The sequence below is a fragment of the Streptococcus sp. 10824 genome, from assembly GCF_013276595.1.
GTDB lineage: Bacteria > Bacillota > Bacilli > Lactobacillales > Streptococcaceae > Streptococcus > Streptococcus pseudopneumoniae.
The window spans coordinates 1-13,038 of sequence record NZ_VMLH01000029.1; the positions used below are offsets into that span (position 1 = coordinate 1).

At 41.9% G+C, this 13,038-nt stretch carries 10 protein-coding genes and 2 pseudogenes; 10 read left to right on the forward strand and 2 right to left on the reverse strand.

The annotated features are described in order from the left end of the window. Positions 1-85: 85 nt before the first annotated feature. Positions 86-1,087 carry an endonuclease/exonuclease/phosphatase family protein gene (locus HT701_RS03055; protein WP_054393151.1) on the reverse strand — a complete coding sequence of 334 codons (1,002 nt, stop codon included), beginning with the start codon at positions 1,085-1,087 and terminating at the stop codon, positions 86-88. A gap of 156 nt (positions 1,088-1,243) precedes the next feature. On the opposite strand from HT701_RS03055, the pseudogene HT701_RS03060 reads away from it, so the two are divergent. The 10 genes and pseudogenes from HT701_RS03060 to HT701_RS03105 form a co-directional block, all read left to right on the forward strand. Beyond that, positions 1,244-1,733 (forward strand): annotated as a pseudogene (locus HT701_RS03060) (IS30 family transposase); the annotation flags it as partial. Between the two features lie 58 nt (positions 1,734-1,791). Then, entirely contained in the window at positions 1,792-2,085 is a 294-nt protein-coding gene (locus tag HT701_RS03065; protein WP_138702722.1) for a helix-turn-helix transcriptional regulator, read from the forward strand. Between the two features lie 370 nt (positions 2,086-2,455). Further along, positions 2,456-4,705, forward strand: a complete 2,250-nt coding sequence (metE, locus tag HT701_RS03070; RefSeq protein ID WP_172931212.1) for a 5-methyltetrahydropteroyltriglutamate--homocysteine S-methyltransferase — start codon at positions 2,456-2,458, stop codon at positions 4,703-4,705. A gap of 103 nt (positions 4,706-4,808) precedes the next feature. Beyond that, the gene (gene metF / locus HT701_RS03075) at positions 4,809-5,675 is read left to right on the forward strand and encodes a methylenetetrahydrofolate reductase [NAD(P)H] (RefSeq protein ID WP_000089956.1); all 867 of its coding nucleotides are present in this window, start codon (positions 4,809-4,811) and stop codon (positions 5,673-5,675) included. Between the two features lie 589 nt (positions 5,676-6,264). Continuing rightward, on the forward strand, positions 6,265-8,478 hold the full coding sequence (gene pnp / locus HT701_RS03080) for a polyribonucleotide nucleotidyltransferase (protein ID WP_172931213.1): 2,214 nt from the start codon (positions 6,265-6,267) through the stop codon (positions 8,476-8,478). Between the two features lie 15 nt (positions 8,479-8,493). Then, the gene (cysE, locus tag HT701_RS03085; RefSeq protein ID WP_172931214.1) at positions 8,494-9,111 is read left to right on the forward strand and encodes a serine O-acetyltransferase; all 618 of its coding nucleotides are present in this window, start codon (positions 8,494-8,496) and stop codon (positions 9,109-9,111) included. A gap of 11 nt (positions 9,112-9,122) precedes the next feature. Then, positions 9,123-10,007 (forward strand): GNAT family N-acetyltransferase, encoded by an 885-nt coding sequence (locus HT701_RS03090; RefSeq protein WP_172931215.1) that lies wholly within the window; start codon positions 9,123-9,125, stop codon positions 10,005-10,007. An 82-nt stretch (positions 10,008-10,089) separates the two neighbouring features. Next, entirely contained in the window at positions 10,090-11,433 is a 1,344-nt protein-coding gene (gene cysS, locus HT701_RS03095) for a cysteine--tRNA ligase (protein ID WP_172931216.1), read from the forward strand. Continuing rightward, the gene (locus HT701_RS03100; protein ID WP_000567930.1) at positions 11,426-11,812 is read left to right on the forward strand and encodes a Mini-ribonuclease 3; all 387 of its coding nucleotides are present in this window, start codon (positions 11,426-11,428) and stop codon (positions 11,810-11,812) included. Before cysS ends, HT701_RS03100 begins: the two co-directional genes overlap by 8 nt. Positions 11,813-11,815: 3 nt before the next feature. Further along, positions 11,816-12,700, forward strand: a complete 885-nt coding sequence (locus HT701_RS03105; RefSeq protein ID WP_138700860.1) for a PucR family transcriptional regulator — start codon at positions 11,816-11,818, stop codon at positions 12,698-12,700. A gap of 125 nt (positions 12,701-12,825) precedes the next feature. On the opposite strand, the pseudogene HT701_RS03110 reads toward HT701_RS03105, so the two are convergent. Further along, positions 12,826-13,026, reverse strand: a pseudogene (locus HT701_RS03110) (helix-turn-helix domain-containing protein); the annotation flags it as partial. Between the last annotated feature and the right edge of the window lie 12 nt (positions 13,027-13,038).

Here is a 13,038-nt window from a genome sequence, read left to right on the forward strand (position 1 = left end):
TAAGACTGACGAAGTCAGTAACCATATGTCTAAGGTAAGGCGATGCTGATGTGGTTTGAAGAGATTGTCGAAGAGTATAAAATAATTAAAATGTGATTTCTGTAAAAATACATCTATGATCAGAGTTTTGAAAACTTACAATGTCTAAATCTTTAACATAGTAGTGGTTTTTAGGCAATAAAATATGATCTATTGTTGCATTAAAAAGTTTTGGACTTTGGCTATTCCAAGTTCCTCTTTCAAAAGGTGGTAGTACATTTAATGCGTCCCTATGAGAGCTTATTTTTGCAAGTGCTCCATGACGCATAGTTGCATTAAAATCACCTGCAATAATAGCCTTTGGATATTTTGAAGCCAATTGATTATGAATGATGGTTAAGTCTTGCTTCCAGATTTCCATTAAACCTGGCAGAGGAGGAGCAGTATGCAAAGCAATGATATCTGGTATATTTTGTTTTCTCGAATGTAATACAATTGTCCCGAACCGTGTTGTATGGAAAGTTTTAGCTTCTGTATAGAAACCATAACTTTTCTTGACAATCACAGTCACAGGAGCTATTCCACTATCAGTAGGTGGAGAAGTAAAAATATCATAGTTGGCTATAGAAAGTCCAACTTGATGAAACAATAGTTTGATTCTCTGGTTTTCTTGCTCACCTCTAATATTGGTAGCTAGTTCAGGGAATATAGCCATATCGGCATCAAAATGGCTAAAAATTCGCTCAATATGTTGTGCTTCTATTTGATTAGCGACGTTCCAAGTTACTAATTTTAAGGTTTTAGTCTTATTTGATACGGAAGAAAGGGTTTTATCTGTTCCGAATAATAGTAATATGAACGATAGTAAGAGCAAGATGCTAGAATAAAACCGTATTTGTTTATTTTTCTTGTAAAAAGATAGGGAAAAAAATACGAAACTTAAAATAGAAACCATAGTTGCAGTAGCTAAGGGGAAGGCATAAATCTGTGCCAAGATAGGTCTGGTAGATAGCCAAATATTAAGATTAGAAGATGGAAAAAAAGAATAAGCTATGATAGGGATAGCAAAGAGAATGACAGAAAAGGCAGAGAGAAATATTTTAATCATTGTGTGAGTACCTCAATTTGCAATGCTTGCTCGGAGCTAATGTGACTTTGTGACTTTACTTGATTGATACTCTTTTTCTTGTCTTCCTTATAGATTAAGTACAACCCAAGTAAAAAAAAGTCCAATTTAAGATTGAAATGATTAAAAGTCACGGAGATGCAAGACAATTATACTACAAAAGGCAAACATTTGACAATCGATAGCCGTCGCTTAATCGAATGATGGAAAAAAAGAAGGAAAATCAAATAGAGAAATTGCCTCTCTACTTGGAAAAGCTCCTCAAACTATCCACACTGAAATTAAGCGTAGGACAGTCCGAAAATGTCTTGGAAAAGGGTGCTTCAAAGAGATTTATTCTGCCGACTATGCTCAACAGTCTTATGAAAATAATCGCAAGCAATCGGTCAAGAAATCAAGCTTGACTAAGGAACTAAAGGAAAAGATTCTCCACTATCATAACCAAAAATTTTCTCCCGACATGATGGTCAAGGATAAGGGCGTTAACGTGGGAATTTCAACCATTTACTATTGGATTCATCGTGGAAAATTGGGGTTAAGCAAGCAGGATCTGCTTTACCCTAGAAAAGGAAAAGCGCTTAAGAAACAAGCTAGCACCAATTTTAAACCCGCTGGTCAATCTATCGAATTATAATTCGCTCATTTTTTCAAAAAATACATAGACGTAAAAGAAAGAGGGTTAAGAGATGAAGAATAGTGCTATTGGGAGTAATTGGAAGGATGTCCAGTCTCAACTCTTTACCAAGGAGGAAATCCTTGAAAGTGATATGCGAGTGGCTATCATGAGTGAGCTGATTGAAGCCAGGCATGAGCAAGGAATCAGTCAGAAAAAGCTAGAAGAACTTAGTGGAGTAAGCCAGCCTGTCATAGCTAGGATGGAAACAGGCAAGACTAGTCCTCAGTTGGACACAGTCTTAAAAGTCCTAGCCAGTTTGGGAAAGACACTAGCAGTCGTCCCACTCGAACAGGAAAAGAGTTGATTAGAGTAGACTCATACTCAATGAAAATCAAAGAGCAAACTAGGAAACTAGCCGCAGNNAGTAACCATATGTCTAAGGCAAGGCGACGTTGACGCGGTTTGAAGAGATTTTCGAAGAGTATTATAGTCTTTTCTAATAACAAGCCATAGTCACTTATAAGAATTACTAATAACGCGTTTGAACCGTCTAACTGAAATATAGTAAAAAAACAAGCTACACAAAGGATTTGAGGCATTTGTCTCAGGTCTTTTTCTTTTGTCTAAAACCGAGATATAGTTTCAAACTATATCAAAGCCTAATTTTTTACAATTATACAGACGCATTCTTTTCTGTTAAGATAGTTTCAACAACAAATTTTGGAGGACACATCATGTCAACTACAATCATCGGTTTCCCTCGTTTGGGCGAATTCCGCGAATTAAAATTTACAACTGAAAAATACTTTAGAAAAGAAATCTCAGAAGAAGAACTCTTGGCAGCCGCAAAAGATTTGCGTGCTAAACACTGGAACATTGTCAAAGAAAAAGGCATCACTGAAATTCCATCAAATGACTTTTCTCACTATGACAACTTCCTAGATGCAGCTTTCCTTTTCAACGTAGTACCTGCATCCGTTCAAAACTTGAACTTGTCTGACCTTGAGCGCTACTTCGCTTTGGGTCGTGGTTACCAAGGAGAAAAAGGGGACGTTCGCGCCCTTCCAATGAAGAAATGGTTCAACACCAACTACCACTACATCGTTCCTAAATTTGAAAAAGACACTCAAGTAAAATTGGTTGGTCACAAGATCTTCGATGAGTTCCAAGAAGCAAAAGAACTTGGATTGAACACTCGCCCAGTCCTTGTAGGTCCCTTCACTTTCCTTCAATTGTCAGACTTTGAAGAAGGCGTGAAAGCAGAAGACTTCGTAGACAGCTTAGTGGCTGCTTACCAAGAAGTTTTTGCTAAATTGGCGGAGCTTGGTGCGACTCGTATCCAATTGGATGAAGCTGCTCTTGTCAAAGATTTGACAGCTGAAGAAAAAGCTCTCTTCTTGAACCTTTACAACAAATTATTGTCTGACAAAAAAGGTCTTGAAGTCTTGCTTCAAACTTACTTTGGAGACGTTCGTGACGTTTACGCTGACCTTGTAAACTTGCCAGTAGATGCTATCGGTCTTGATTTCGTTGAAGGTAAGAAAACTCTTGAATTGGTTAAAGGTGGCTTCCCAGCTGACAAGACTCTCTACGCAGGTATTGTCAATGGTAAAAACATCTGGCGCAACAACTACGAAAAGAGCTTGGCTGTTCTTGAGCAAATTCCAGCTGAAAACATCGTTTTGACTAGCTCATGCTCACTTCTTCATGTGCCATTTACAACTGCTAATGAAGAATTTGAACCAGCAATCTTGAACCACTTTGCCTTTGCAGTTGAAAAATTGGATGAGATTCGTGATTTGGATGCTATCCGCAATGGTCAAGGTGAAGAAGCACTTGCAGCTAACAAAGAACTCTTTGCGACTGAGCGTGTTGGTGTTAATGCTGAACTTCGTGCTCGTATCGCTGGATTGACGGATGCAGACTACACTCGTTTGCCAGCCTTTGCAGAACGTGAAGCCATCCAAGAAGAAACTCTCAAGCTTCCAGCTCTTCCAACAACAACGATCGGTTCATTCCCTCAAACTAAAGAAGTTCGTGCTAAACGTTTGGCTTACCGTAAAGGTGAATTGTCTCAAGAAGAGTACGATGCTTTCCTTGCTGAAACAATCGACGAATGGATCAAGTGGCAAGAAGATATTGACTTTGATGTCCTTGTTCACGGTGAATTTGAGCGTAATGACATGGTTGAGTACTTCGGTCAAAACTTGTCAGGTTACCTCTTCTCTAAAAATGGTTGGGTACAATCATACGGTATGCGTGGGGTGAAACCACCAATCATCTGGGGTGATGTCACTCGTCTTAACCCTATCACTGTTAAATGGTCTAGCTATGCACAAAGCCGTACAAACAAACCTGTTAAAGGTATGTTGACTGGACCTGTTACCATCCTCAACTGGTCATTCCCACGTGAAGACATCTCTATCAAGGATTCTACTCTTCAAATCGCCCTTGCTATCAAGGATGAAGTACTTGACCTTGAAGCTGCTGGTGTGAAAATCATCCAAATCGACGAGGCTGCTCTTCGTGAAAAATTGCCACTCCGTCGTAGCGACTGGTACGAAGACTACCTTGACTGGGCTATTCCTGCATTCCGCTTGGTACACTCAACAGTAGCGCCAGATACTCAAATCCACACTCACATGTGTTACTCAGAATTTACAGATATTATCCCAGCTATTGACAACATGGATGCAGACGTTATTTCCTTTGAGGCTAGCCGTTCAAATCTTGAAATCTTGGACGAACTCAAAGCGAAAAACTTCCAAACAGAAGTGGGCCCTGGGGTTTATGATATCCACTCACCTCGTGTGCCAAATGAAGGCGAAATCGACAATACAATCGAAGCCATCCTTGCTAAAGTGCCAAGCAAGAAAGTTTGGATCAACCCTGACTGTGGTTTGAAAACACGCGGTATTCCAGAAACAAAAGAAAGCTTGATCCGCCTTGTTGAAGCAGCTAAAGCTGCGCGTGAGAAATTGTAAGATAAGGATTTCTCAAGAAGCGCTGTTTGGTCATTCTGCCTGTTTCACTTGGATTCTAGGAATCCAGCTAACGAAAAAAATCAACTAGAAAAGGATAATGACTATGTCACGCCAAACACCGTCACTCTCATTTGAAGTGTTTCCTCCAAACCCAGCAGTGGGTAATGATAAAATTATTTCTGCTCTTCAAGATATGCAGGAGTTGGCTCCTCACTTTATCAGTGTGACTGCCAGCAATAATAAATTTAATATCAAGGAAACGACGGTTCGTTTGGCTGACTTTATCCAAAATGACTTGGCGATTCCGACTATTGCTCACTTGCCAGCCATCTATTTGACCAAGGACAAGGTTGCTGAAACCATTGCAGACTTGGACAAGGTTGGGGTGCAGAAAATCTTGGCTCTTCGTGGGGATATTATTCCAGATGTGGAGCCACAAAAGGATTTCCGCTACGCAACTGACTTGATTGAGTTCATCAAGGAGCAAGCTCCTCACTTTGATATTGTTGGTGCTTGTTATCCAGAAGGCCATCCAGATTCGCCAAATCAGATTTCAGATATCCAAAATCTCAAGAAGAAAGTGGATGCAGGCTGCTCGAGCCTTGTAACTCAGCTTTTCTTTGACAATGAGCGCTTCTATGATTTCCAAGACAAGTGCATCTTGGCTGGGATTGATGTTCCCATTCATGCAGGGATTATGCCAATTCTGAATCGAAATCAGGCTCTCCGCCTCTTGAAGACTTGTGAGAATATCCATCTTCCACGCAAATTTAAAGCCATCTTAGACAAGTATGAGCATGACCCTGAGTCGCTCAGAGCAGCAGGACTTGCCTATGCAGTGGACCAAATCGTGGACTTGGTAACTCAGGATGTTGCTGGTGTGCATCTCTACACTATGAACAATGCTGAAACAGCAAAATACATCCACCAAGCAACCCATGCCTTGTTTAATCACCAGTCTCTAGGATAATAAAAAGCAAACCATTCTTCTCAAGTGAGGGGAATGGTTCCTTTTTAATGGTAAAGACCGCACTTTTTAAGAAAAATATGATAAAATAGACTCTGTACGTACTTGATACAAAGATGAGGGTGTTAAATAATAGAATGCATTCTAACTGTAAGGTTTACCGACACGAGCGAGTCAAATCGATATTATTTGACGAGAGAGTTAGTAAAGCATTTAATTGCCTACAACTCTGTGGAAAAAGATAAATCTGCCTAGGAGCGGTCGCTCCGTCGTTCGATTTCCTATTTTCCTTTGAGTTGCTTAACGGCTTAGTATCTTGAGTAATTGAATCCGGCCGAAAAGCTGTGTAAAAAAGATAAACTGTCTTGTCTTCATCGAAGACTTCGTCAGTTTCCTATTTTTACTTTGCTTTTGACGTCCTTGGTATCTTGAGTAATTGCACACGCCTACAACTCTGTGGAAAAAGATAAATCTACCTAGGAGCATTCGCTCCGTCGTTCGATTTCCTATTTTCCTTTGAGTTGCTTAACGGCTTAGTATCTTGATCTTTGTAGGCAAGGCGTATAATTTCATCAATCCAAAGGGGATTAAAATGGCAAAACAAGTGTTTCAAACGACTTTTGCGGGTCGTGAGTTAATTGTAGAGACTGGTCAGGTTGCTAAGCAAGCAAATGGCTCTGTTGTTGTACGTTACGGTGAGTCAACTGTCTTGACTGCTGCCGTTATGTCTAAGAAAATGGCAACTGGGGATTTCTTCCCACTCCAAGTCAACTACGAAGAAAAAATGTATGCGGCTGGGAAGTTTCCTGGTGGCTTTATGAAACGTGAAGGACGTCCTTCAACAGATGCGACCTTGACAGCGCGTTTGATTGACCGTCCGATTCGTCCTATGTTTGCGGAAGGTTTCCGTAATGAAGTCCAAGTCATCAATACAGTGCTTTCTTATGATGAAAATGCATCTGCACCAATGGCTGCTATGTTTGGTTCATCTTTGGCACTGTCTATTTCAGATATTCCATTTGACGGACCAATTGCTGGGGTACAAGTGGGATATGTAGATGGCCAAATCATCATCAACCCAAGTCAAGAACAAGCAGAGCAATCTCTTCTTGAATTGACAGTAGCTGGTACCAAACACGCCATCAACATGGTAGAATCTGGTGCTAAAGAATTGTCAGAAGAAATCATGTTGGAAGCTCTCCTTAAAGGGCACGAAGCAGTTAAAGAATTGATTGCCTTCCAAGAAGAAATCGTTGCAGCTGTTGGTAAAGAAAAAGCAGAAGTGGAATTGCTTCATGTGGACGCTGACTTGCAAGCTGAAATCATCGCAGCCTACAACAGCGACCTCCAAAAAGCGGTTCAAGTAGAAGAAAAATTGGCTCGTGAAGCTGCTACTCAAGCAGTTAAAGACCAAGTGACTGCTGTTTACGAAGAAAAATATGCAGACCACGAAGAATTTGACCGTATCATGCGTGATGTGGCTGAAATCTTGGAACAAATGGAACACGCTGAAGTGCGCCGCTTAATTACAGAAGATAAGGTGCGTCCTGACGGTCGTAAGGTCGATGAAATCCGTCCTTTGGATGCGGTTGTTGACTTTCTTCCTCGTGTGCACGGCTCCGGTCTCTTCACTCGTGGACAAACTCAGGCTCTTTCAGTCTTGACCTTGGCTCCGATGGGAGAAACTCAAATCATCGATGGTTTGGATCCAGAGTATAAGAAACGCTTTATGCACCACTATAACTTCCCTCAATATTCTGTAGGGGAAACTGGTCGTTACGGTGCGCCAGGTCGTCGTGAAATCGGTCACGGTGCTCTTGGTGAGCGTGCTCTTGCTCAAGTCTTGCCAAGCTTGGAAGAATTCCCATACGCTATCCGTCTAGTAGCAGAAGTTTTGGAATCAAACGGTTCTTCATCTCAAGCTTCTATCTGTGCGGGAACTCTTGCCCTTATGGCTGGTGGTGTGCCAATCAAGGCGCCAGTAGCTGGTATTGCTATGGGACTTATCTCAGATGGAAATAACTACACAGTATTGACAGATATCCAAGGTTTGGAAGACCACTTTGGAGATATGGACTTCAAGGTTGCAGGTACTCGTGATGGGATTACAGCCCTTCAAATGGATATCAAGATTCAAGGGATTACTGCAGAAATCTTGACGGAGGCTCTTGCTCAAGCCAAGAAAGCACGTTTTGAAATCCTTGATGTCATTGAAGCAACCATTCCAGAAGTTCGTCCAGAATTGGCTCCAACTGCTCCGAAAATTGATACGATCAAGATTGATGTGGACAAGATTAAGATTGTCATCGGTAAGGGTGGAGAAACCATCGACAAGATTATCGCTGAAACAGGTGTTAAGATTGATATAGACGAAGAAGGAAATGTGTCTATCTACTCTAGTGACCAAGATGCTATTAACCGTGCCAAAGAAATTATTGCTGGTTTGGTTCGTGAAGCCAAAGTGGATGAAGTTTACCGTGCTAAAGTCGTTCGTATCGAGAAATTTGGTGCCTTTGTTAACCTCTTTGATAAGACAGATGCCCTTGTTCATATCTCTGAGATGGCTTGGACTCGTACCAATCGTGTAGAGGATTTGGTAGAAATCGGGGATGAAGTTGATGTTAAGGTTATCAAGATTGATGAAAAAGGCCGTATCGATGCCTCTATGAAGGCTCTTCTACCTCGTCCGCCAAAACCTGAGCATGATGAAAAAGGTGAAAAGTCTGAGCGCCCTCACCGCCCACGTCATCACAAGGATCACAAACCTAAGAAAGAATTTACAGAAACACCAAAAGATTCAGAATAAGAAAAGGAGAAATGTATGGGATGGTGGCGCGAAACCATTGATATCGTAAAAGAAAATGATCCAGCGGCCCGCACCACTTTGGAGGTTTTGCTGACTTATCCAGGTGTCAAGGCCTTGGCGGCCCACCGTCTTTCGCATTTTCTCTGGAAGCATGGCTTCAAACTCTTGGCTCGTATGCACAGTCAGTTTTGGCGCTTTTGGACTCAGATTGAGATTCATCCGGGTGCCCAGATTGATTCAGGTGTCTTTATCGACCATGGCTCTGGTTTGGTGATTGGGGAGACAGCTATTGTTGAAAAAGGTGTTCTCCTTTATCACGGAGTGACTCTTGGGGGAACAGGGAAAGACTGTGGCAAACGCCATCCAACCGTGCGAAAGGGAGCCCTCATATCAGCCCATGCCCAAGTTATCGGGCCTGTGGAAATTGGTGAAAATGCCAAGGTCGGTGCAGCAGCAGTTGTCGTAGCAGATGTACCTAGTGATGTGACGGTTGTCGGTATTCCGGCCAAGATTGTCCGCCTTCATGGTAAGAAGGATGAGCCTGTCATTCACGAAGTCGAAGAAAAACGAGAGTATTATGTTAATAAACTCGAGCAGGCTAAAGAAGCCAGTCATAGATCGTCTGGTTTGTAGAGGATACCTATATGATTCAAGCAAGAAACAAGTTAAGCCAAGAGGAGTTATCTGAGGCGAAAAAACTAATTAACTGTTGCCAAAACTATGACGGTACCTATCGCGATCCCTATCTCTCTAACATGCTTAATTTTGACCCAAACATGCCCGCCTTTTTCCTTTATTATGAAAAAGGCGAACTTGTTGGTTTATTAACTGTCTATGCAGATGACCAAGATGTAGAAGTGACGATACTGGTTCATCCAGGTCATCGCCGTCAGGGGATTGCGCGTGCATTGTTTACTAGTTTTGAGAGAGAAACAGCTTCTTTCCCCATTCGGTCAGTCACTTTTCAGACAGAACGTATTTTTTTAGAGAATCATCCTGACTTTGCCAGTAACTGGGGACTAATCGAGGATGAAGAGACAGAAACTTGGTTAGGTAAGGATAGAAGACCTTATCCGTTAGCAACCATTTCCAATCTTGAAGTTTTGTTAGCAGATAGTTCGTATCAGGATCAAATTAGTCAGTTAAAATTTCAGGCATTTTCAGAGGAACATGAATCGAGAGAAGTTGTGGATAGATATGTCTCTGAAGCTCTGAAAGATCCAGAAAGTCGCTTATATATTTTATTAAAAGACGGTCAGGTTATTGGGACTTGCACGGTTGATTTATCGAGCGATACGAATTACTTCTACGGTTTAGCAATATCTGAACCTGAACATGGAAAAGGCTATGGAAGCTACTTAGCAAAATCCCTCGTCAACCAACTAATTGAGCAAAATGACAAGGAATTTCAGATTGCAGTGGAAGATAGCAATGTAGGTGCCAAACGTTTGTATGAAAAAATTGGCTTTGTCAAACAGACTCAGGTGGTTTATCTGAATGAGAAAGGAGCAAGGGATTCCGAAGTGTAGAGATATTCGGACTGAAATTCAATTGAACTCTTAGTGATGAAACTAAGTGTTCTTTGATTTTGGTTTTCCTGACTATTATTTTATGATTAAAATCTACGACACCATGTCTCGTGATTTGCGAGAATTTGTCCCAATCGAGGACGGCAAAGTCAAGATGTATGTTTGTGGACCAACCGTCTACAACTATATCCACGTGGGGAATGCCCGTTCAACGGTGACTTTTGATACCATTCGTCGCTATTTTGAGTATCGTGGTTATGAGGTTGCCTATATTTCCAATTTTACGGATGTAGATGATAAGATAATCAACCGTGCCAGGGAAGAAGGCAACACGCCTCAGGAGGTTGCGGACAAGTACATCGCTGCCTTTCGTGAGGATGTGACGGCCTTGGGCGTCAAACCTGCGACTCGCCATCCGCGTGTGGTGGAGTTTATGGCAGACATCATCCGTTTTGTGGAAGACTTGATTGAGAAAGGCTTTGCCTATGAGAGTCAAGGGGATGTCTATTTCCGTGTGGAAAAATCCCACAACTATGCCAAATTGGCTAATAAAACCTTGGAAGATTTGGAGCTAGGTGCTTCAGGTCGGATCGATGAAGAAACGGCTCGTAAGGAAAATCCTGTAGACTTTGCCCTATGGAAATCTTCCAAACCAGGTGAGATTTCTTGGGATAGTCCTTGGGGACCTGGACGTCCGGGTTGGCATATCGAGTGTTCAGTCATGTCGACAGAGATTTTAGGTGATACCATTGATATCCACGGTGGTGGAGCTGACCTAGAGTTTCCACACCACACCAATGAAATTGCCCAGTCTGAAGCTAAAACAGGCAAGACTTTTGCTAACTACTGGATGCACAATGGCTTTGTCAATATCGACAATGTCAAAATGTCTAAGTCCTTGGGTAACTTCATTACGGTACACGATGCCCTTAAAACTCTTGATGGGCAAGTACTTCGTTTCTTCTTTGCGACCCAGCACTACCGTAAGCCTATCAACTTCACGGAAAAGGCAGTTCGCGATGCCGAGACCAATCTCAAGTATCTGAAGAATACTTATGAGCAACCATTTACAGGAAACGTGGATGCCCAAGAGTTACAAAACTTTAAAGATAAGTTTGTAGCAGCTATGGATGAAGATTTTAATGCTGCCAACGGTATCACAGTTGTCTTTGAAATGGCCAAATGGATCAACTCAGGGAACTATGATGCAAGTGTCAAGCAAGCTCTTGCAGATATGTTAGAAATTTTTGGAATTGTCTTTGTTGAGGAAGCTTTGGATGCAGAGATTGAAGACTTGATTCAAAAACGCCAAGAGGCGCGTGCCAATCGTGACTTTGCGACAGCAGACCAAATCCGTGATCAATTGGCTGCTCAGGGAATTAAGCTCCTTGACACCAAGGATGGAGTGAGGTGGACACGTGATTGATGTCAATCTCATTAATGGGATTGCGCTAGCCTTTGAAGGAGATGCGGTTTATTCCATGTATATTCGTCGTCACCTCATCCTCAAAGGCATGACCAAACCCAATAAACTCCATCAAGAAGCGACCAAGTATGTGTCGGCCAAGGCTCAGGCTCGCCTGATTTCCCTCATGTTAGAGGAGCAAGTCCTAACGGAAAGAGAAAAAGAAATCTACAAACGTGGCCGCAATACCAATAGCCACACAAAGGCTAAAAATGCCGATGTGGTGACTTACCGCATGTCCACAGGTTTTGAAGCTGTGATGGGCTATCTCCATATGACTGAAAATTTGGAACGTCTTGAGAGCTTGATTTGGTGGTGCATCCAAAAAGTGGAGGGCTAGGACATGATGACAAAAGAACTACAAGACTGGTTTCCTGAGGCTCAGATTTCAGACCAACCAGTAGAGAAAGAGGGCTATCTCACTCTCCCTTTAGCTTCTCAGCAGTGGATTTTGCTGGAGAAAGCTGGGCTCAGTGAGCGTGAAAAGCAGTTGATTTCCCTTTTGACCCAGCAGGAGCAGGCTCGTTCGCTCAATCCTTGGTATTCCTATCTGATTGAGGGGAAGGGTCAGGCACCGCAAACTTTTAAAAAGATTCAGTTGGTGTATTGCCATCTTTCCTATTTTCAGCAGGAAAATCTGGCTTCTTGGCTAGATATGATGCGGACTCTTTTTCCGAATTGTCAGACGGTGCTTCAGGTCGGAGCTCAGGATTATGTTTTCGTGCTGCAACAAGATAAGTACACCTCTGTACGTTCAATCTTATCTGATACGATTGAAGCGGTTGAGTATGACTTTGGACTTCGTCTCTCTGTCATGTTAGGCCAGGTTTGGTCTCAGGCAAGACATCAAGCCCTATCAGACTTGATTAAAGCAGAGAGAGATTTGTTTAAGACTTGGTGGCGTCAGGGTCACCAAGGTGTTCATACTTTTTCACAGCTCTATCTTTGGAGTATGGGAGAAAGGCTCGTGGACTTGAAGCCAATCAAGGAATGTCTACACCAGATGATTTTGGATCAAGATCAGATTCAGGAAATCATTCTCTCCCTTTGGGAAAATAGTGCTGTCCTAACAAAAACAGCCCAGCAACTCTATCTGCACCGCAATTCTCTCCAATACAAAATTGATAAATGGGAAGAATTGACAGGGCTACAGTTGAAGGAATTGACCGACCTGACCCTGTGTTATCAATTGATTTTAGGTTCTTTGTCAACTATAGTTGGTTTGTAAAGAAGTTAATATTTGGAGAAGAGGATTGCATCTTCTCCATTTTTATGTGCAGAGTTATAGTGGATTGATGCTGTCAATCGAAAGTGATGATGTCCCAAAAAAATGGTGAGATTGAGGGCAATTATTTTGCTTTCATCAGGGATTGCATGTTTTGGTTTTCGATTTCTGTTTCCGTGTCTGAAGGCTTCTTTTCCTTTCTGTTGATAGGCTAGTAGCAGACGATTGATTTGTCTTTCAGAAAGATTCAGTTCGACACAGGCTCGATTCTTTGTTTTCTTTCCTTGGTCTATAGCTTTTATCACAAGATATTTTTTCGTTTCATTCATATTCAGTTGGAT

Coding starts and splice junctions, on each gene's coding strand:
- HT701_RS03055 (WP_054393151.1), bottom strand. CDS start 1,087: ATGATTAAAATATTTCTCTCTGCCTTTTCTGTCATTCTCTTTGCTATC.
- HT701_RS03065 (WP_138702722.1), top strand. CDS start 1,792: ATGAAGAATAGTGCTATTGGGAGTAATTGGAAGGATGTCCAGTCTCAA.
- metE (WP_172931212.1), top strand. CDS start 2,456: ATGTCAACTACAATCATCGGTTTCCCTCGTTTGGGCGAATTCCGCGAA.
- metF (WP_000089956.1), top strand. CDS start 4,809: ATGTCACGCCAAACACCGTCACTCTCATTTGAAGTGTTTCCTCCAAAC.
- pnp (WP_172931213.1), top strand. CDS start 6,265: ATGGCAAAACAAGTGTTTCAAACGACTTTTGCGGGTCGTGAGTTAATT.
- cysE (WP_172931214.1), top strand. CDS start 8,494: ATGGGATGGTGGCGCGAAACCATTGATATCGTAAAAGAAAATGATCCA.
- HT701_RS03090 (WP_172931215.1), top strand. CDS start 9,123: ATGATTCAAGCAAGAAACAAGTTAAGCCAAGAGGAGTTATCTGAGGCG.
- cysS (WP_172931216.1), top strand. CDS start 10,090: ATGATTAAAATCTACGACACCATGTCTCGTGATTTGCGAGAATTTGTC.
- HT701_RS03105 (WP_138700860.1), top strand. CDS start 11,816: ATGATGACAAAAGAACTACAAGACTGGTTTCCTGAGGCTCAGATTTCA.